Raw genomic sequence first — 17,795 nt, forward strand, 5'->3', positions numbered from 1 at the left:
CGGAACCCGTGGCGCACGCGCCCTGCCCGGTCAGCCCCGCCGGTCGGCGACCGCCCACGACGCCAGCGCGACCGCGCCCGCCACGCCGAACACCGACGGCCAGGCGCCGACCTTCTTGGCCAGCGGGTGGGACCCGGCGAAGGCCGCCACGTAGGCGGCGGTGAGGGCGCCCGCGGCCGCGCCGCCGGCCTGCCGGCGCCACTGCTGGGCTGCCGCCGCGCCCGCCACGGCCAGCACGGCGCCGCCGAGCTGACGCTTCCGCGTCCAGCGGGCCACGCCGTACCCGCCGACGAGGCCGCCGGCCGCGATCACGGAACTGGGAACCTTCGCCATGTTCTTGCCCTCCTGGTGCTGCGGGTCTGCGGCTCCTCCGAGGCTAACTCCGCCACCCGCGCCGACCCCCAACCTGAGTCGCGGGTTGTCAACTTTGTTCCCTGGAGCTATATAAGAAGTCGTAGGGCATCGCACAGGCAGCGCCTGAAGGAGGGAGTGAACCGTGATGCTCATGCGTACTGACCCGTTCCGCGAGTTCGACCGCCTCGCGCAGCAGGTTTTCGGCTCCACCGGCCGTCCCGCCGCGATGGCGATGGACGCCTACCGTGCCGGGGACGACTTCCTCGTCCACTTCGATCTCCCCGGCATCGACCCCGAGACGATCGAGCTGGACGTCGAGCGCAACGTCCTCAACGTCCGTGCCGAGCGCCGCAACCCCGCCCCCGACGGCGCGGAGGTGCTGGTCGCCGAGCGTCCGACGGGCTCCTTCACCCGCCAGCTCTTCCTCGGCGACACCCTCGACACGGAGCGCATCGACGCCTCGTACGAAGCCGGCGTGCTGACCTTGCGCATCCCGGTGGCCGAACAGGCCAAGCCGCGCCGCATCCGGATCTCGGGCGGCACGAACGACCGCAAGCAGATCAGCGGTTGACCCACCCCGGCATCCCGCGCCCCGGGCGCGCGGCTCCACGGCGGCAAGGTGCCGCGCCGTACGGAGGCCGCTTGCCCGGCGCGCGGGACGCCCACCCCTGTCCGCGCCCACCGGCCGGCGCACCGGACCCGGGCGCACCCGGACCCGAAGGAGGAGCCCGAACGATGACCGTGACGTCGACGCAGTCCATCCGCAGGACGGTGATCCCCGCGCCCGTTCCCGGGCCGTCCGGGCCCGACGGATCCTGCGCGACGGCCGCGACGGCTGCGACGGGAACGTCGGGGAGGTGGGAGACGCCGGATACGGCGGCCGGCCGCAGCCGCGCCTGGACCCGTCTGGTCGACGAGGTCCGGGAGGCCGGCCAGTACAGGACCACCGCGGAGGCGGACCGCGTCACCCGGATCGTGCTGTCCGCCCTGGGCGGCCACGTCGTGGGCGACGAACGCGTGGCCCTCGCGCAGGTCCTGCCCCCGGAGGCGGCGCGGGTGGTCGCCTCGCAGATCCCGGTGACCCGCCCGCAGACGGCGGCGGAGTTCGTGGACGGCGTGGCGGCGCGCATCGAGGGCGCGACCCCGGCGACGGCCCGCTGGGACGTCAGCTCGGTCCTCAGCGTGCTGCCGAAGATGGTGGGCGACGACCTGATCGACCGCGTGCTGGGGGAACTCCCGCCCGGCTACGCCCTGTTGTTCGGCAAGGCCGAGCTGGTTCCGCCCGCCGCCCGGTAAGGGCGGGTGACGCCCGGGCAACGTCCGCGGACGCGGACATGAACATCCACCGTCGGCGCGCCCCGATGCGCCGACGGCGGCGGCGGGGAAGGGTTCTCGTATGGGACGGTACGACCGTACGCGGGACGAGGTCCACGACCGGCCCTGAGTGCCCCGCCGGCCAGCGGTCCGCACTCCGCACTCCTCCGAGACGATCGGCTGAGGACGTTGCCCAGAGGAACCCTGATCACGCCCGACGGCACGCGGATCGCGTACCGCACGGACCTGCCGCCCCGAGGCCCGGCGGGCCCCACGACGAACCCCCCGGTCCTCCTCCTCGACGGCCCGACGGGCCACGCCACCGACTTCGACGACCTGACCGCCCGCCTCTGCGAGGACGGCCACCGCGTGGTGCGCGTGGTGCGCTACGAGGCGCAGGGGGACGGCGGGCGCGCCACGGCAGACACGAGGCGGACGGCGACGACGGCGGACGCGGCGGCCCTGCTCAGACACTTGGGCCTGGCCCCGGCAGTGTTGATCGCCCGGTCGGATGGCGGCCGCACGGCCCGGGAACTGGCGTGTGCCGCGCCCCACTTGGTCCTGTCCCTGATCCTCCTGGACGGGCCCACCGACGCAGGCCGGAAGGATGACGTCCGCGACACGCACCCCACCCTCGCTCTCCGGGCCGACCACGCCACCCCGCACGACCCGCATCCGCTGCACGAGGCGATCAGCATGTTCCTGCACCGGACGGGGGCGACGAGGAAGGACGCGGCCCACGCATGACGGAGGACCACGGACACCGGGGCACGGACGTCGACCTGGACGCGGCGCTGGAGGTGGCGCACGACGTGGCAGAGTGGGCCACGGAGCGGATCCGCCGCCCGCGCGGGCCCGACGAGGCCCGCGAGGTCAGGGAGAAGGCGGGCCCGGCGGACATCGTCACGAGGACGGACGAGGAGATCGAGTCGTACGTCCGCGAGGCCCTGCACCGCGCGTTCCCGGCGCACGGCATCCAGGGCGAGGAGTACGGCACGGAGCGGGGCACGGCGCCGGACGCGTCGTACTGGGTGGTCGACCCGCTCGACGGCACGACCAACTACGCCCACGGCATCGGCTGGTGCTCCTTCTCCCTGGGCCTGGTGGCCCCCGACGGCACACCGCTGCTGGGCCTGGTGGCGGACCCGTGGCGGGGGGAGACGTTCACGGCGCTGCGTGGCCGTGGCGCCCGGCTCAACGGCACCCCGACCCACGCGGCCGACCACACGACCCTCACCGGCCACCTGTTCCTGACGGAATGGGCGGCCCACGCCCACTGGCCGGGCCTGGACCACCTGCTCGCCGCGCTGTCCTCCCGCCACTGCACGACCCGCGTCATGGGCTCCACGGCCCTCTCCCTGACCCAGGTGGCAGCGGGCCGCGCCACGGCAGCGGCGGTCGGCGAGTTCCACGCGGTGGACGCACTCCCGGCGTACCTGATCGCCACGGAGGCGGGGGCGGTGGCGATCCCCCCGACCCCGGTGTACGACGGGCCGTTGGTGCTGGTGGCGCCGGGGGTGGTGGGGGAGATGCGGGGGTTGTGGGAGGCGGCGTTGGGCGACTCTTGACGTTGCCGGCGGCGTAAGCACATGTCGGTCACTGCTCGGGTGCCACGGCTCATCACCTCTGCCCTCGGGTTCGAGTACCGCGACCCCTCAGCTCCCCCGCCCCGACCTGAACGCCCTCCGGTACCCCTGCGGGCTCGTCCCCGCCACTCTGCGGAAGCGTTCGCGGAACGCCGTCGGGGAGCCGAAGCCCGCCTGGGACGCGATGCGTTCGACCGGGTACTCCGTCGTCTCCAGGAGGTGCTGCGCCCGGCGCACCCGCGCCCGGTGCAGCCACTGCAGCGGCGTCGTCCCCGTCTGCTCGCGGAAACGGCGGTTCAGCGTGCGCGTGCTCATGCCCGCCCGTGCCGCGATCTCGTCGAGGGCGAGGTCGCGTTCGCAGTGGCCCTCCAGCCAGTCGAGCAGCGGCTCCAGGGTCGCGCCCGCCGGGGCCGGCGGCAGGTCGTGCACGATGAACTGGGCCTGCCCGCCCTCCCGTTCGAGCGGCATGACCGACATCCGGGCCGTGTGCGCGGCGACCGCCGACCCGTGGTCCCTGCGAATCATGTGCAGGCACAGGTCCAGGGCCGCGGCCGCGCCCGCCGAGGTGAGGAACTGGCCGTTGTCGACGTAGAGGACGTTCGGGTCGACCTCCACCTTCGGGTAGCGGGCCGCCAGGTCCGCCGCCGCCAGCCAGTGGGTCGTCGCGCGCAGCCCGTCCAGCAGGCCCGTGGCCGCGAAGAGGAAGGCGCCGACGCACACCGACGCGATGCGCGTGCCCCCGGCCGCCGCCGCGCACAGCGCCTGCGCCACACCCGGCGGCAGCGGGTCGGTCGGCGCGGCGACGCCGGGCAGGATGATCGTGTCGGCCTCCGCGAGCAGTTCCAGGCCGTACGGCGCCCGTACGGTGAACGCCCCCGAGCGCACCTCCTGGCCGGGCGGGCCGGCCGAGCAGACCTTCACCTGGTACGGCTCGCGGCCGTCCGGCAGCCGGGCCCAGCCGAACGTGTCGATCGGCGCGGAGAGGTCGAAGGGGACGACGCCGTCGAGGGCGAGTACGGCCACGGTGTGCATGGCGGGATCGTAGGCGGTCCACCGATTCCGGCCACAGCCGCCCCGGTGGCCCGGAACCGCTCGCCCGGGTACTGCCCCTGGTCACCGCCCTGGCGGGAATCCGTCGCAAGGTGGCAAGAGCGCCACTGCCGCAAGATCCACGGCCCGCCTAGCCTCGGGCCGTGACCAAGTTCCTCCTCGCCGTCCACGTCCTCGCCGCGATCGTCGCGATCGGGCCCGTCACCGTCGCCGCCAGCATGTTCCCGCCGGCCGCCCGGCGCGCCCTGGCGGCGCCCGAGGACGCGCGGGCCGCCGAGACCCTGAGCCTGCTGCACCGGATCTGCCGGGTGTACGCCGTCGTCGGCGTCGTCGTGCCCGTGTTCGGGTTCGCCACGGCCGGGCAGATGGGGGTGCTCGGCGACACCTGGCTGGTCGTGTCCATCGTGCTCACCGTGCTGGCCGCCCTCGTCCTCGGCGTCCTGGTGCTGCCCCGGCAGGAGGCGCTCGTGGAGAACGGCGGCACCCCGGCGGCCACGGCCCGACTGGCCATGGTCACCGGGGTGTTCAACCTGCTCTGGGCGACGGTGACGGTCCTGATGATCGTGCGACCGGGGTCGACGACCGGAGCGTAGACGTCCCTGCGCCGGTGCCGACCCCTGCGCCGGTGCCGACTCCTACGCGGGTGCCGACCCCGCCGCCGGCGACGCCGGTCCGCTGCCCGCCGTCTCGCGGGGCTTGGAGTCCGCCGCCGTCAGCGGGCGGGCGATGTCCTCCAGCGAACGGCGTTCCGCGTTGACGGCGAGGAACGCCGCCACCAGGCCCGCCGCGCACATCAGGCCCGCGCCGATCTGGAAGGCGAGCACCGTGTCGCCGACCTTGCCGCTGTCGGTGAGGTCGGCGAACAGCAGCGGTCCGCTGATGCCGCCGGCCGCGGTGCCGAGGGCGTAGAAGAAGGCGATCGACATCGCGCGGGTCTCCATGGGGAAGACCTCGGAGACGGTCAGGTAGGCGCTGGACGCGCCGGCCGACGCGAAGAACAGCACCGCGCACCAGCAGGCGGTCATCGTGACGGCGTCCAGCGAGCCCCGGTCGAACAGCCAGGCCGTGCCGAACAGCAGGACGCCGGACAGCAGGTAGGTCGAGGAGATCATCACGCGGCGGCCGACGGTGTCGAAGAGCTTGCCGAGCAGCAGCGGGCCGCAGAAGTTGCCGACCGCGATGACGGCGAAGTAGTAGCCGGTTTTGCCGCTCGGCACGTCGAAGAACTTCGTCAGGATCGCGCCGAAGCCGAAGGTGATGGCGTTGTAGAGGAACGCCTGCCCGATGAAGAGGGAGAAGCCGAGGATCGAGCGGCGGCGGTACTTGGCGAACACCGTGCGGGCGATCTCCATGAACGTCACGCTGCTGCGCTGGTGGATCGTCAGCTCGCCCTCCGGCCGGGCCAGCGGCCGGCCCTGCTCGGCCTCCACCTTCTGCTCGATGGAGGTGACGATCTCCTCGGCCTCCTCGTCCCGGCCGTGGATCAGCAGCCAGCGTGGGCTCTCCGGGACGTGCCGCCGTACGAGGAGGATGACCAGGGCGAGGACGGAGCCGAGGGCGAAGGTCAGGCGCCAGCCGACGTTCGCCGGGAAGATGTCCGTGTTCAGGGCCGGGATCGACAGCAGCGAACCGCCGACCGCGCCCAGCCAGAAGCTGCCGTTGATGATCAGGTCGACGCGGCCGCGGTACTCGGCTGGGATCAGCTCGTCGATCGCGGAGTTGATCGCCGCGTACTCACCGCCGATGCCGAAGCCGGTGAAGAAGCGGAAGAGCAGGAACCACCAGACGTCGAACGAGACGGCGGTCAGGGCCGTCGCCGCCAGGTACACCGCCAGGGTGATCATGAACAGGTTCTTGCGGCCGAAGCGGTCGGTCAGCCGGCCCCAGAACAGGGCGCCCACACAGGCACCGGCGACGTAGAGCGCCGCCGCGATGCCGGTGACCTGGCCGGAGGAGATCGGCAGACCGCTGCCGGGCTCGGAGAGCCGCCCGGCGATGTTGCCGACGACCGTGACCTCCAGACCGTCCAGGATCCACACGGTGCCGAGGCCGATGACGATCGTCCAGTGCCAGCGGGACCACGGGAGGCGGTCCAGACGCGCGGGTATGTTCGTGGTGATGGTGCGACCGGACCCGGCCGGGGCTCCTGCAGTGGCCATGGGCTCCCTCCTCGTCGAGAAGAACGAGCATCGGGTGCCCCCGGCCGGATCGTTTACGCGCCGAGCGCCTGCGACACCGTGTAGATCAGCAGGCCGGCCAGTGAGCCCACCACCGTGCCGTTGATGCGGATGAACTGCAGGTCACGGCCGATGTGCGCCTCGATCTTGCGCGTGGTGTGCTCGGGGTCCCAGCTCGCCACGGTGTCGGTGATCAGCGAGGTGATCTCGCGCCGGTAGGTGGTCACCACGTGCACCGCGGCCCCCTCGACCCAGCTGTCGACCTTGTCCTGGACCTTGGGCTCCCGGGCCATCCGGGCGCCCAGCGACAGCAGGGCGGCCCGCACGCGCAGGCGCAGCTCGCTGCGCTCGTCCTCGGCGGCCGACACGATCATGCTCCGTACGGCGGTCCAGGTGGACGCGATCAGGTCCTGCACCTCGTCGCGGGCGAGGACCTCGCCCTTGAGCCGCTCGATCCGCGCCCGGGTGTCGGTGTCGGACTGCAGGTCGGAGGCGAAGTCGGTGAGGAAGCGGTCGAGGGCGCCGCGGGCCGGGTGGGAGGGCATGTCGCGCATCTCGGTGATGAAGCGCAGCAGCTCCTTGTAGACGCGCTCGCCCACCTTGCGGTCGACGAAGCGGGGGGTCCAGCCGGGCGCGCCGCCCTCGACGGCGCCCATCACCTCGTCGCGGTGCAGCTCCAGCCAGTCGTGCGCGCGGGTCACCACCAGGTCCACGAACCGCCGGTGCCCGCCGTCGCCGACGACCTTCTCCAGCATCTTGCCGAGGCCGGGGGCGATCTCCCGGGCGTCGGCGCGCCGGGTGATGGCCTCGCCGACGACCGCCTGCACGTCGGAGTCGCGCAGCACGGTCAGCGCGCCGCGCAGGGCCGTCGCCAGCTCCGCCGTCACCCGGTCGGCGTGCTCCGGCTCGGCCAGCCACGCGCCGAGCCGGCTGCCGATGCCGACGGCGCGCAGCCGCTGCCGCACGACGTCCTCGGAGAGGAAGTTCTCGCCGACGAACTCGCCGAGCGAGACGCCCAGGGCGTCCTTCTTGGTGGGGATGATCGCGGTGTGCGGGATGGGCAGGCCGAGGGGGTGGCGGAACAGGGCGGTGACCGCGAACCAGTCGGCGAGCGCGCCGACCATGCCGGCCTCGGCGGCCGCCGACACGTACCCCGCCCAGGCACCGGCGCCCGTGTGCTCCGCCACCTGCGCGAGGACGTACACCAGCGCCACGAACAGCAGCATCCCGGTCGCGGTGAGCTTCATCCGCCGCACGCCCCGCTGGCGCTCCTCGTCGGCGGCGGTGAACGCGGTCATGGTGCGGTACGACGGCGCCGCCCCGGCCCTCCCGGTCCCGCTTCCGCTCCCGCTCCCGGCCACTCCTGTCCCGGCCGTCCCGGTCCGGGCCCTGCCCGCCGCCGGCCCGGCCGCTGCCCCGGTGTCAGCCCCGCCCGCCGGCTCCGGTCCGTCCGCCGTGCCGCCGGTCCCGGCCGCCGCGGGGTCCGGTCGCTCCAGTCGCTCCATCGCTCCACCCGTTCGGTGATCCCGCACACATTGTCCCCTCCTGTCCGACTCCCGGAACGGATCAGGAGTTCCCGGCGTCTGTCTGCCCGGGGGACCCCACCGTGTGTTCGACGGGGTTCCTCCCGACTCGTGCCCGATCATGGGCTCACAGCACCACGGTTTTCGACCCCCTTCGCCCTAGGAGCACGCATCCGCATGGCCAGACGTCGTGGTTATGCCCTTCTGTCCGCGATCACCGCGCTGATTATCGGTCTGTCCGCCGCCATATACGCCGGGGTGTCCGCCGGTGAGGCCGGTGCCGTCGCGTCCGGCAGGGACGGCGGCGGCGCGGGCCCCGGCCGGGGCGACCGGGTCGCCCCCGCCTCGACCGGCGTCTGGACCGGCACCTGGGGTGCCTCCCCGGTGGCCGGGGAGCCCGGCACCGGGACCGACGGGATGGCGGGACGCTCGGTGCGCAACGTCGTGCACACCAGCGTCGGCGGAACGAGTGCCCGCGTCACGCTGTCCAACCTCTACGGGACCGGTCCGCTCACCTTCACCCACGCCACGCTCGCCCTCGCGGCCGACGGGGACGGGGCGGGCGCGGCGGCCGGGACCATGCGGCGCGTCACGTTCGGCGGGAGCACCACGGTCACCCTCCCGGCCGGCGCGGAGGTGACCAGCGACCCGGTGCGGCTGCTCGTGCCGGCGGACTCCGACGTGCTGGTGACCACCTACTCCCCCACCGCGTCCGGGCCCGTCACCTCCCACCCGCACGCCCGGCAGACCAACTACCTCGCCGACGGCGAGCACACCGCCGACCTGTCCGGGACGGCATACGTCGCCGACCGCGCCGACCGCTGGCGCTACCTGACCGCGCTCGACGTGTCCGGCCGGGCCGCCGAGGGCACCGTCGTCGCGCTCGGCGACTCCCTCACCGACGGGGTGACGTCCACGGTGGACGCCGACCGGCGCTGGCCCGACGTCCTCGCGGACCGGCTGCGCGAGGCGGTGGACGCGGGGTCCGACGTGCCGCTCCACGGCGTCGTCAACGAGGGCATCAGCGGCAACCGCGTACTCACCGACGGCACCGGGCGGCCGGCCGAGAACCAGAGCGGGCTGCACCGCTTCCAGCGGGACGTCCTGGGGCGTCCCGGGGTGCGGGTCGTGGTGATCGACCTCGGCATCAACGACATCCTGCGCGACCCCAAGGTGGCCGACCCCGAGCGGATCCTGGGCGGGCTGCGGACCCTCGTGCAGCGGGCCCACGCGCACGGGATCAAGGTCGTCGGGGCGACGCTGATGCCGTTCGAGGGGCACCGGGGGTACGACGACGCCCGCGAAGGCGTACGGCAGGAGGTGAACGCGGCGATCCGGCAGGGCCGGGTGTTCGACGCGGTCGCCGACTTCGACGCCGCCCTGCGGGACCCGTACGACCCGCGCCGCTTCCGGCCCGACTACGACTCGGGGGACCACCTGCACCCGAGCGACAAGGGCTACCGGGTGATGGCGCGGACGGTACGCCTGGACGACCTGCGCACGGCACTGCCGGCCCGCTTGTAGACAGGGGGCGCCGGTCCCCACCCCAGGGGCGCGGGGAACTGCGCGACCAGCCCCCACGCGCCCGCGGATGAAGAACTACTCGCCGTACCTCCGCCGGTCGCGACGGTCCCGCCGCTCCTCGCGGTACTCCTCACGAGCCTCCCGGCGCTGCTCGCGCAACAGGTCCCGATGGTCCTCCAGCATCCGCCGGTGGGCGCCGTGAACGGCGCCGTGGGCATCGTCGCGCACCCCCCGGCGGGCCTCCCGCTCCCGCCGCCGCTCCGCCTTGGACGCGCGGAGCTTCTTGCGCTCGATGCCCACCCCGCCCCAGAAGGCGACGCCCGTGACGATCACCCGGGGTGCGCCGGGGTCGCCCGGGACGCCGGCCTCGCGGTGGTCGAAGCCGCCCATGATGCCGATGCCGCGGACGACGACCTCGACGCCCGGCGGCACCGTGATCTGGATGCCGCCCATCACGGCCACGCAGTTGATCTCGACCTCGCCGGCCGAGAAGTCCGCCTGGCGCAGGTCGAGTTCGCCGCCGCCCCAGAAGGCCACGCAGTTCATGCGGCGCGGCACGACCCAGCGCCCCTTGCGCTCGAAGCCGGACATCACGGCGACGGCCCACGGCGCCGCCCCGGAGTCCGCGCCGCCGACGACACGGCCGGCCCAACTCCCCTCCGGCACGGGGTCCTTGTGCAGGGACACCACGGGCGGCGGGGTGACCCCCGCGACCGGCAGGTCATGGGTGATCGGCGCCAACTCCCGGTAGGTGCGCGCCTTGTACGTCGCGTCGAGCCGTTCCTCGAACTCGGTCATGTCCAGGCGGCCTTCGGCGACGGCGTCGCGCAGTACCTCGGCGACCCGTTCCCGGTCGGCGTCGGAGGCCCGTAGGTCGGGGGTCGTTCCGGCCGCGTCCGCTGCGTCGTCGGTCATGGCAGCAGCCTACGAGGTCGCCGCGCCCGGGGCCATGGAGCGCGGGGGCCGTCAGCGAACCGCTCCCCCGGTGTTCACGCCCGCGCCGCCGCCGCGGTCGTCACTGCGCTCCGCGTACATCTTCGCGATCACCGTCTCGATGTCCGGCTCCCGCACCGACAGGTCGACCAGCGGGTACTCGGACGCCACGCGCGCCACCAGCGGCGCCGCCGACGCGGAGGACGGGAAGGCCAGCCACTGCCGGGGCCCCTCCACCCGGACGACCCGTGTGCCCGGCACCCGCACGGGCGGCAGTTCGCGCTCCAGGTCGACCACCAGGGTCCGTTCGCTCTCCCCCGCCTCGTGCAGGCCGGCCAGCGCGCCGTCGTACATCAGGCGCCCGTGGTCGATGACCATCACGCGGTGGCAGAGCTGCTCGATGTCCTGGAGGTCGTGCGTGGTGAGCAGGACCGTCGTACCGCGTTCGGCGTTCACCTCCCGCAGGAACTCCCGCACCCGGGCCTTGGACACGACGTCCAGCCCGATCGTGGGCTCGTCCAGGTACAGCACCTCGGGGTCGTGCAGCAGGGCCGCCGCGATGTCGCCGCGCATGCGCTGCCCCAGCGACAGCTGGCGCACGGGCACGTCCAACAGGTCACCGAGGCCGAGGAGCTCGACGAGCCGGTCGAGGTTCTCGCGGTACCGGGCGTCGGGGATGCGGTACATGCGGTGCATCAGGCGGTAGGAGTCGATCAGCGGCAGGTCCCACCACAGCGTGGTGCGCTGCCCGAACACCACCCCGATCCGGCGTGCCAGCCGGGTGCGCTCACGCGCGGGGTCGATGCCGGCCACCCGCAGCCGGCCCCCGCTCGGCACCAGGATGCCGGTGAGCATCTTGATCGTGGTCGACTTGCCGGCGCCGTTCGGGCCGATGTAGCCGACCATCTCGCCGCGGCCCACGGTGAACGAGATGCCGTCCACCGCGCGCACCTCGCGCCGCTCCCGCTTCAGGAACCCGGTCCTGCGGCGCACCGCGAACACCTTCTCCAGCCCGTCCACCTCGACGAACGCCCCACCGGCCGGCTCGCCCACCGCACGCCCCTCGGCTCCGTCCACGTCCATGTCCACCTCCGACTCCCCTAACTCCCCGTGCTCCGGTACGACCGCAGCGCCGCCCGCCACGCCAGCCCCGCCAGCACGCAGGACACCGCGGCCACCACGGGCGACGCGGCGGCCGTCCACGCGGGCAGCCCGAGCGGCAGCGGCCGGTCCAGCACGTAGCTCACCGGCACCCAGTTCACGAAGGCCAGCGGCACCAGGAAGGTCACCGAGCGCACCAGGTCCCGGCCGAACACGCTCGGCGGGTACTGCAGCAGCGTCGTCCCGCCGTAGGTGAAGGCGTTCTGCACCTCCGCCGCGTCCTGCGCCACGAACTGGAAGGACGCGCCCGCCACGAACAACGCCCCGAACAGCGCGGCGCCGCTCAGCAGCGTCACCGGCAGCAGCAGCACCTTGACCGGCGTCCAGTCGGCGTCGACGTGTGCCAGGCCCCAGCCCAGCACCAGGACGCCCTGGGTGATCCGGCCCAGGCGGCGCAGCGCGAAGCGGTCGGCGGCGACCTGGGCGAGCACCGGCGCGGGCCGTACCAGCAGGGTGTCGAACGAGCCGTCGCGCATCCGGCCGCCCAGCACGTCCATCGAGCCCAGCACCAGGTCGGCCACCCCGAACGCGGTCGCCGACACGCCGTACAGGAACGCCACCTCGGGCAGCGACCAGCCGCCGAGCGAGTCGACCTGCGCGAACATCAGCAGGATCGTCGCGAAGTCCAGGCCGGTGACCAGCAGGTTGCCGGCCACCGTCAGCGCGAAGGAGGTCCGGTAGGCCATCGTGGAGCGGATCCACATGCCCGCGACCAGCCGGTACGTGCGCAGGACCTCGGTGAACCGGGAGCCGCCCGGCTCCGGCGGCCGGGGCCGGACGGCCGCAGTGTGCTCAGCCACCCTGGACCACCACCCGCCGCGTCGCCGCCGCCTGCACCAGGCGGCCCGCGCCCAGCAGGGCCGCCGCCCACGCCGCCTGGAAGGCGAACGCGCCCGCCCAGGACGCCTCGCCCATCAGCACGTCCGCCGGGACCTGCACCTGGGCCGCCCACGGCAGCGCCCGCAGCACCTCGCCGAACCCCGCGGGGAACGCGTTGAGCGGCAGCGTCATGCCCGAGCAGAAGACCCCGAGGATCATCATCGCCTGGCTGACGCCCTGGCCGTCCAGCAGCCAGAACGCGGTCAGCGCGAACAGGTAGCGGATGCCGAAGCTGACCACCAGGCCCAGCAGCAGCGCGACCACGAACGCCGCCCAGGTGCCCGCGTCGCGCGGCAGCGCCATCGGGAAGAACAGCGCGCCGACCACGAACGGGACCACCCCGCGCCCCAGCAGCTGGAACAGTGCCCGGCCCAAGTCGGTGGCCAGCCACCACAGTTGCAGGTCGGCCGGGCGGTACAGGTCGATGGCGATCTCGCCCGTGCGGATGCGCGCCATCAGGTCCTTCTCCACGCCGCCGCCCTGGATGGCGAACGTCGCGTACAGGGCCTGCCCGAGCCACACGTAGGTGACCGCCTGTGCCTGGTCGTAGCCGCCCAGGTGCGGCCGCTCGTCCCACAGGGCGAGGTAGGTGTGCACGAGAATCAGGCCGAAGACGGTGTTCGTGAACACCCCGGCGGCCGTGGCCGCCCGGTAGGTCGCGTACCTTCTGAATCCCCCCGCCGCGACGGCCGCGTACAACCGCGCCGATCCCACGGCAACCGCCTTTCCGCGCGCCGACACCGAAGCAAGGGACCCTAGCGGGCCCCGGAAGTGGCGTGCCACGCATTTTCCGAGCACAACGCGTGCCGGTTGCCGGGAACGGAACGCAGGGTGCGACAGTCTCTAGCAGGGGGCGCAAAAGGCGTACGAGGCGTACGGGAACGTACGACGCGACAACGGGAGTCCGTGCAACACATGAGTGACGAGCCGCAGCCGCAGCAGCCGACCGAGGGCGGGGCACCGGACGAGCCACCGGCGGCTCAGGTCGCGGGGAACGGCGGGAAGAGGCCGAAGCGCACCGGGTGGCGGCGGGCGCTGCCCACCTGGCGGATGGTGCTGGGCACCGTCCTGGTGGGCGCCCTGCTGGTCGTCGGCCTGTTCTTCGTCGGCTACTCGATGGTGAAGATCCCGGACGCCAACGCGCTCGCCACCAAGCAGTCCAACGTGTACCTGTACGCCGACGGCACCGAGATCGCCCGCGACGGCGCGGTCAACCGGGAGAACGTCACCCTGGCGCAGATCTCCAAGGAGGCCCAGCACGCCGTGCTCGCCGCCGAGGACCGCGACTTCTACACCGAGTCGGCCATCGACCCCAAGGCCATGATCCGCGCCGGGTGGAACACCGCGACCGGCAAGGGCAAGCAGTCCGGCTCGACGATCACCCAGCAGTACGTGAAGAACTACTACCTCGCGCAGGAGCAGACCGTCACCCGCAAGGTGAAGGAGTTCTTCATCTCCATCAAGCTGGACCGGGAGCAGCCCAAGGACGAGATCCTGGAGGGCTACCTCAACACCAGCTACTTCGGCCGCAACGCCTACGGCATCCAGGCCGCCGCCCAGGCCTACTACGGCGTCGACGCCCGCGAACTCACCGCCCCCCAGGGCGCGTACCTGGCCGCCCTGCTCAACGCGCCCAGCGAGTACGACGTGATCGCGCACCCGGAGAACAAGGCGGCCGCCGAGGCCCGCTGGAACTACGTCCTGGACGGCATGGTCAAGAAGGGCTGGCTGGCGGAGGCCAAGCGGCAGGGCACCGCGTTCCCCACCCCGCGCGAGGAGAGCGCCGCCGACACCGGCATGTCCGGGCAGCGCGGCTACATCGTGCGCGCGATCCGCGACCACCTCACCCAGAACAAGATCGTCACCGAGGCCGAGCTCGACGGCGGCGGCTACCGCATCACCACCACGCTGGAGAAGAGCAAGCAGGACGCCTTCGTCGACGCCGTCAACGACAAGCTGATGTCCAAGCTGGACAAGAAGAGCCGCAAGGTCGACGGCTACGTCCGCGCGGGCGGTGCCGCCGTCGAGCCCAAGACCGGCAAGGTCCTCGCGATGTACGGCGGCATCGACTACGTCAAGCAGTACACCAACAACGCCACCCGCCGGGACTTCCAGGTCGGCTCGACCTTCAAACCGTTCGTGTTCACCGCGGCCGTCCAGCACGACTCCGAGACCCAGGACGGCCGCCCCATCACCCCGAACACGGTCTACGACGGCACCAACGAGCGCCCCGTGCAGGGCTGGACCGGCGGCGGCTACGCCCCCGAGAACGAGGACCAGCACTCCTACGGCGACATCAGCGTGCGGGAAGCCACCGACAAGTCCGTGAACGCCGTGTACGCGCAGCTGGCGGTCGACGTCGGCCCCGCCAAGGTCAAGCAGACCGCGATCGACCTGGGCCTGCCCACCGCCACCCCCGACCTCCAGCCGTACCCGTCGATCGCGCTCGGCACGGCCACCGCCAGCGTGCTCGACATGGCGGAGGCGTACGCCACGCTCGCCAACCACGGCCGGCACGGCGCGTACACCCTGATCGACAAGGTCACCAAGGACGGCAAGGACGTCGTCGAGCTGCCCGGCCGCAAGACCTCCCAGGTGGTCAGCCGTGAGGCCGCCGACACCACCACCTCGATCCTGCGCAGCGTCGTCCAGAACGGCACCGCCACCGCCGCCCAGGCCGTCGGCCGCCCGGCCGCGGGCAAGACCGGCACCGCGGAGAAGGACACCGCGGCCTGGTTCGCCGGCTACACGCCCGACCTCGCCACCGTCGTCGCCGTGATGGGCCAGGACCCGGTCACCGCCGCGCACAAGCCCCTGTACGGCGCGATGGGCCTGCAGCGGATCAACGGCGGCGGGGCGCCCACCGAGATCTGGGCGCAGTTCACCCGCAAGGCCCTCAAGGACACCCCGGCGCACGACTTCAACCTCCAGCTCCAGGAGGGGTCCGAGGAGACGGCCTACCCGTCCGGCGAGCCCTCGGAGAGCTCGCCCACCGGCGACCAGGAGACCAGCGCCACGCCGTCCGGCCGGGCCTCGCAGGGCCAGGGCGACCAGGGGCGGACGCAGGGCCAGACCGGCGGGGGCGGCTCCCACGGCGGGACGACCACCGGCGGCGGCACCGACGGCGGGCCCGGCACCGGCGGCACCACCAGCAGCCCCACCGGCGGCGCGACCACGGGAGCCACCACGTCCGGCGACACCGGCGGCGGCGACACCGGGAACACCACGGGCTCCACCTCCGGTGACACCGGCGGCGTTACGGGCAGCACACCCAGCAGCACCGGGACGACCGGCGCGATCCTGCCGCAGGGCACGGCCCGCCGGGAGTAGCCGGCGGGCGGGGCGGGCGACGGCTCAGCGGCCACGGCTCGAAGGCCGCTGCTCAGTGGCCGCTGGTCGCCTTCAGGCCCACCACGGCGACCAGCAGCAGGCACACGAAGAAGATCCGGGCGGCGGTGACCGGCTCCCCGAGCACCACCATGCCGAGCACGGCCGCCCCGGCGGCGCCGATCCCCACCCACACGCCGTAGGCGGTGCCGATCGGCAGCGAGCGCGCCGCGTAGGACAGCAGCAGCATGCTGGCGACGATGCCGGCGCCGGTGAACAGGCTCGGGACGAGCCGGGTGAAGCCGTCGGTGTACTTCATGCCGATCGACCAGGCGACTTCGAGCAGGCCGGCGACGACGAGCAGGATCCAGGCCATGACGGGCACCTCCGAGGACGACGACCGCGCACCGTGCGCGGCGGGGGTGCGTCGTCTTTGCCTCTCCCCTCGCGAGGGGGACCCGGTACGGCGCGTCTCGTCGGGCGACCTCCTCCGAAGCTAGCAAAGGCACGAGAAAAAGGGCTGGTGACAACCGTCACCAGCCCTTCCCGTCCTCTGGACCAGAGGTACGGCGATCAGAGGTACAGCCCCGTGGAGTCCTCCGACCCCTCGAACCGGTCGGCGGCCACCGCGTGCAGGTCGCGCTCGCGCATGAGCACGTACGCGACGCCGCGCACCTCGACCTCGGCCCGGTCCTCCGGGTCGAACAGGACCCGGTCGCCCGGCTCCACGGTCCGTACGTTCTGCCCCACCGCGACGACCTCGGCCCAGGCCAGGCGCCGGCCGACCGCCGCCGTGGCGGGGATCAGGATGCCGCCACCGGAACGCCGCTCCCCCTCGGAGGTGTCCTGCCGGACCAGAACGCGGTCGTGCAGCATCCGGATGGGGAGCTTGTCGTGGTGGGTGCTGTGCTCGTTTACGTTGGCGCTCACGCTTCGAACCTACCTGTCCCGGGCCGTCCCGTCCGCGCCCGGGTCAGCCCTTGCGGCGCCGGGTGCCCAGCACGAGCAGTCCGACGAGGCCCACGGCGACGACGGCGACCGGCACGACGCGCTCGAGCCGGGGTGAGCCCGTCTCGTCCACGAACTGCGCCTTGACGTCGCTGACGACCTTGTTGACCTGGACGTACGCCCGTCCGAGGGTGTGATCGACATTCGCCACGACCTTGGCCTTGGCATCGCCGACGATGGTCCTGGGGTGCACCCGCACCCCGATCTCGTCGAGCGTCTCGGCCAGCACTTCGCGGCGGCGCTTGATGTCCGCCTCGATCTGCGCCGGGGTTCTGGTGTCCGACGTGTCCGCCACCGTACGGCCTCCGAAGTCCGATGATGCTGTTCCGGACAGTCTGTCAGCTCCACGCGCCAGCGCACTGTCAGGACCCCCCGTTACGCTGGTCCGATGAGCGAGCGACTCCAGCCCGGCGACGTGGCCCCCGCCTTCACCCTGCCCGACGCGGACGGCGAGCAGGTCTCCCTGGCCGACCACCAGGGCCGCAAGGTCATCGTGTACTTCTACCCGGCGGCGCTGACGCCGGGCTGCACCAAGCAGGCCTGCGACTTCACGGACAACCTCGAGCTGCTGGCCGGCGCGGGGTACGACGTCATCGGCATCTCCCCCGACAGCCCGGAGAAGCTTGCGAAGTTCCGCGAGAAGGAGTCCCTGCGGATCACCCTCCTCGCCGACCCCGACAAGAAGGTCACCGAGGCCTACGGCGCGTACGGCGAGAAGAAGAACTACGGCAAGACCTACCTGGGCGTGATCCGCTCCACGGTCGTCGTCGATGAAGAGGGCAAGGTCGAGCGGGCCTTGTACAACGTCCGCGCGACGGGCCACGTGGCCAAGATCATCAAGGACCTGGGCATCTGACCGCCCCACCCCGGGTGATCAGTGGTGCCGCGGGCGTACGGATCATCAAACGATCCGCCAAAATCCGTTCCCATCGGTGTGGCGGAGACCTAGAGTGATCCGG

Annotated in this window: 19 protein-coding genes and 1 riboswitch; of the genes, 8 read left to right on the forward strand and 11 right to left on the reverse strand. The window is 72.8% G+C overall.

What is annotated here, in order from left to right; translation table 11 throughout:
• Positions 1 to 30 precede the first annotated feature (30 nt).
• The gene (locus E4U91_RS13305; protein WP_137307054.1) at positions 31 to 333 is read right to left on the reverse strand and encodes a hypothetical protein; all 303 of its coding nucleotides are present in this window, start codon (positions 331 to 333) and stop codon (positions 31 to 33) included.
• A 166-nt stretch (positions 334 to 499) separates the two neighbouring features.
• On the opposite strand from E4U91_RS13305, the gene E4U91_RS13310 reads away from it, so the two are divergent.
• The 4 genes from E4U91_RS13310 to E4U91_RS13325 all read left to right on the forward strand — a co-directional run bounded on the left by E4U91_RS13310 (position 500) and on the right by E4U91_RS13325 (position 3,236).
• Positions 500 to 925 carry an Hsp20/alpha crystallin family protein gene (locus E4U91_RS13310; protein WP_174867796.1) on the forward strand — a complete coding sequence of 142 codons (426 nt, stop codon included), beginning with the start codon at positions 500 to 502 and terminating at the stop codon, positions 923 to 925.
• Between the two features lie 164 nt (positions 926 to 1,089).
• Positions 1,090 to 1,650 (forward strand): DUF2267 domain-containing protein, encoded by a 561-nt coding sequence (locus E4U91_RS13315; RefSeq protein ID WP_137307056.1) that lies wholly within the window; start codon positions 1,090 to 1,092, stop codon positions 1,648 to 1,650.
• A gap of 207 nt (positions 1,651 to 1,857) precedes the next feature.
• On the forward strand, positions 1,858 to 2,415 hold the full coding sequence (locus E4U91_RS13320) for an alpha/beta fold hydrolase (RefSeq protein WP_137307057.1): 558 nt from the start codon (positions 1,858 to 1,860) through the stop codon (positions 2,413 to 2,415).
• Positions 2,412 to 3,236 (forward strand): inositol monophosphatase family protein, encoded by an 825-nt coding sequence (locus E4U91_RS13325; RefSeq protein WP_137307058.1) that lies wholly within the window; start codon positions 2,412 to 2,414, stop codon positions 3,234 to 3,236. The genes E4U91_RS13320 and E4U91_RS13325 overlap by 4 nt, the downstream gene beginning before the upstream one ends.
• Positions 3,237 to 3,323: 87 nt before the next feature.
• Here E4U91_RS13325 and E4U91_RS13330 read toward each other — a convergent pair whose 3' ends face one another.
• Positions 3,324 to 4,286, reverse strand: coding sequence for a GlxA family transcriptional regulator (locus E4U91_RS13330; protein ID WP_137307059.1), 963 nt, complete (start codon positions 4,284 to 4,286; stop codon positions 3,324 to 3,326).
• A 161-nt stretch (positions 4,287 to 4,447) separates the two neighbouring features.
• On the opposite strand from E4U91_RS13330, the gene E4U91_RS13335 reads away from it, so the two are divergent.
• A complete protein-coding gene (locus E4U91_RS13335; protein WP_137307060.1) occupies positions 4,448 to 4,897 on the forward strand; it encodes a hypothetical protein in 450 nt (149 codons plus the stop codon).
• 42 nt (positions 4,898 to 4,939) lie between these two features.
• Here the strand turns inward: E4U91_RS13335 and E4U91_RS13340 are convergent, their stop codons facing one another.
• Both E4U91_RS13340 and E4U91_RS13345 read right to left on the reverse strand, forming a co-directional pair.
• Positions 4,940 to 6,463, reverse strand: coding sequence for an MFS transporter (locus E4U91_RS13340; RefSeq protein WP_137307061.1), 1,524 nt, complete (start codon positions 6,461 to 6,463; stop codon positions 4,940 to 4,942).
• Positions 6,464 to 6,516: 53 nt separating this feature from the next.
• A complete protein-coding gene (locus E4U91_RS13345; RefSeq protein ID WP_422070897.1) occupies positions 6,517 to 7,986 on the reverse strand; it encodes a DUF445 domain-containing protein in 1,470 nt (489 codons plus the stop codon).
• Between the two features lie 195 nt (positions 7,987 to 8,181).
• Here E4U91_RS13345 and E4U91_RS13350 point away from each other — a divergent pair, with 195 nt between their 5' ends.
• Positions 8,182 to 9,528, forward strand: a complete 1,347-nt coding sequence (locus E4U91_RS13350; RefSeq protein ID WP_137307063.1) for an SGNH/GDSL hydrolase family protein — start codon at positions 8,182 to 8,184, stop codon at positions 9,526 to 9,528.
• A 75-nt stretch (positions 9,529 to 9,603) separates the two neighbouring features.
• Here the strand turns inward: E4U91_RS13350 and E4U91_RS13355 are convergent, their stop codons facing one another.
• From E4U91_RS13355 to E4U91_RS13370, 4 genes are all read right to left on the reverse strand, one after another.
• Positions 9,604 to 10,443 carry a DUF1707 SHOCT-like domain-containing protein gene (locus E4U91_RS13355; RefSeq protein WP_137307064.1) on the reverse strand — a complete coding sequence of 280 codons (840 nt, stop codon included), beginning with the start codon at positions 10,441 to 10,443 and terminating at the stop codon, positions 9,604 to 9,606.
• Positions 10,444 to 10,494: 51 nt separating this feature from the next.
• Entirely contained in the window at positions 10,495 to 11,544 is a 1,050-nt protein-coding gene (locus tag E4U91_RS13360; protein WP_137307065.1) for an ABC transporter ATP-binding protein, read from the reverse strand.
• Between the two features lie 17 nt (positions 11,545 to 11,561).
• The gene (locus E4U91_RS13365; protein ID WP_137310803.1) at positions 11,562 to 12,326 is read right to left on the reverse strand and encodes an ABC transporter permease; all 765 of its coding nucleotides are present in this window, start codon (positions 12,324 to 12,326) and stop codon (positions 11,562 to 11,564) included.
• Between the two features lie 88 nt (positions 12,327 to 12,414).
• Entirely contained in the window at positions 12,415 to 13,200 is a 786-nt protein-coding gene (locus E4U91_RS13370) for an ABC transporter permease (RefSeq protein ID WP_137310804.1), read from the reverse strand.
• A gap of 216 nt (positions 13,201 to 13,416) precedes the next feature.
• Here E4U91_RS13370 and E4U91_RS13375 point away from each other — a divergent pair, with 216 nt between their 5' ends.
• Positions 13,417 to 15,831: a transglycosylase domain-containing protein gene (locus tag E4U91_RS13375; protein ID WP_137307066.1), complete on the forward strand. Its 2,415-nt coding sequence runs from the start codon at positions 13,417 to 13,419 to the stop codon at positions 15,829 to 15,831.
• A gap of 52 nt (positions 15,832 to 15,883) precedes the next feature.
• Here E4U91_RS13375 and sugE read toward each other — a convergent pair whose 3' ends face one another.
• The 3 genes from sugE to E4U91_RS13390 form a co-directional block, all read right to left on the reverse strand.
• A complete protein-coding gene (sugE, locus tag E4U91_RS13380; protein ID WP_137307067.1) occupies positions 15,884 to 16,204 on the reverse strand; it encodes a quaternary ammonium compound efflux SMR transporter SugE in 321 nt (106 codons plus the stop codon).
• A 45-nt stretch (positions 16,205 to 16,249) separates the two neighbouring features.
• A riboswitch (guanidine-III (ykkC-III) riboswitch) is annotated at positions 16,250 to 16,330 on the reverse strand.
• A 71-nt stretch (positions 16,331 to 16,401) separates the two neighbouring features.
• On the reverse strand, positions 16,402 to 16,758 hold the full coding sequence (locus E4U91_RS13385) for a GroES family chaperonin (protein WP_137307068.1): 357 nt from the start codon (positions 16,756 to 16,758) through the stop codon (positions 16,402 to 16,404).
• Between the two features lie 43 nt (positions 16,759 to 16,801).
• A complete protein-coding gene (locus E4U91_RS13390) occupies positions 16,802 to 17,131 on the reverse strand; it encodes a DUF3618 domain-containing protein (RefSeq protein WP_137307069.1) in 330 nt (109 codons plus the stop codon).
• A gap of 93 nt (positions 17,132 to 17,224) precedes the next feature.
• Here E4U91_RS13390 and bcp point away from each other — a divergent pair, with 93 nt between their 5' ends.
• Positions 17,225 to 17,692: a thioredoxin-dependent thiol peroxidase gene (gene bcp, locus E4U91_RS13395; RefSeq protein ID WP_137307070.1), complete on the forward strand. Its 468-nt coding sequence runs from the start codon at positions 17,225 to 17,227 to the stop codon at positions 17,690 to 17,692.
• The last annotated feature ends 103 nt before the right edge of the window (positions 17,693 to 17,795 follow it).

The sequence above is a fragment of the Streptomyces lasalocidi genome, assembly GCF_005280215.1.
Classification (GTDB): Bacteria; Actinomycetota; Actinomycetes; order Streptomycetales; family Streptomycetaceae; genus Streptomyces; species Streptomyces longwoodensis.

Coding starts and splice junctions, on each gene's coding strand:
- E4U91_RS13305 (WP_137307054.1), bottom strand. CDS start 333: ATGGCGAAGGTTCCCAGTTCCGTGATCGCGGCCGGCGGCCTCGTCGGC.
- E4U91_RS13310 (WP_174867796.1), top strand. CDS start 500: ATGCTCATGCGTACTGACCCGTTCCGCGAGTTCGACCGCCTCGCGCAG.
- E4U91_RS13315 (WP_137307056.1), top strand. CDS start 1,090: ATGACCGTGACGTCGACGCAGTCCATCCGCAGGACGGTGATCCCCGCG.
- E4U91_RS13325 (WP_137307058.1), top strand. CDS start 2,412: ATGACGGAGGACCACGGACACCGGGGCACGGACGTCGACCTGGACGCG.
- E4U91_RS13330 (WP_137307059.1), bottom strand. CDS start 4,286: ATGCACACCGTGGCCGTACTCGCCCTCGACGGCGTCGTCCCCTTCGAC.
- E4U91_RS13340 (WP_137307061.1), bottom strand. CDS start 6,463: ATGGCCACTGCAGGAGCCCCGGCCGGGTCCGGTCGCACCATCACCACG.
- E4U91_RS13345 (WP_422070897.1), bottom strand. CDS start 7,986: ATGGAGCGACTGGAGCGACCGGACCCCGCGGCGGCCGGGACCGGCGGC.
- E4U91_RS13350 (WP_137307063.1), top strand. CDS start 8,182: ATGGCCAGACGTCGTGGTTATGCCCTTCTGTCCGCGATCACCGCGCTG.
- E4U91_RS13355 (WP_137307064.1), bottom strand. CDS start 10,443: ATGACCGACGACGCAGCGGACGCGGCCGGAACGACCCCCGACCTACGG.
- E4U91_RS13360 (WP_137307065.1), bottom strand. CDS start 11,544: ATGGACGTGGACGGAGCCGAGGGGCGTGCGGTGGGCGAGCCGGCCGGT.
- E4U91_RS13365 (WP_137310803.1), bottom strand. CDS start 12,326: ATGTGGATCCGCTCCACGATGGCCTACCGGACCTCCTTCGCGCTGACG.
- E4U91_RS13375 (WP_137307066.1), top strand. CDS start 13,417: ATGAGTGACGAGCCGCAGCCGCAGCAGCCGACCGAGGGCGGGGCACCG.
- sugE (WP_137307067.1), bottom strand. CDS start 16,204: ATGGCCTGGATCCTGCTCGTCGTCGCCGGCCTGCTCGAAGTCGCCTGG.
- bcp (WP_137307070.1), top strand. CDS start 17,225: ATGAGCGAGCGACTCCAGCCCGGCGACGTGGCCCCCGCCTTCACCCTG.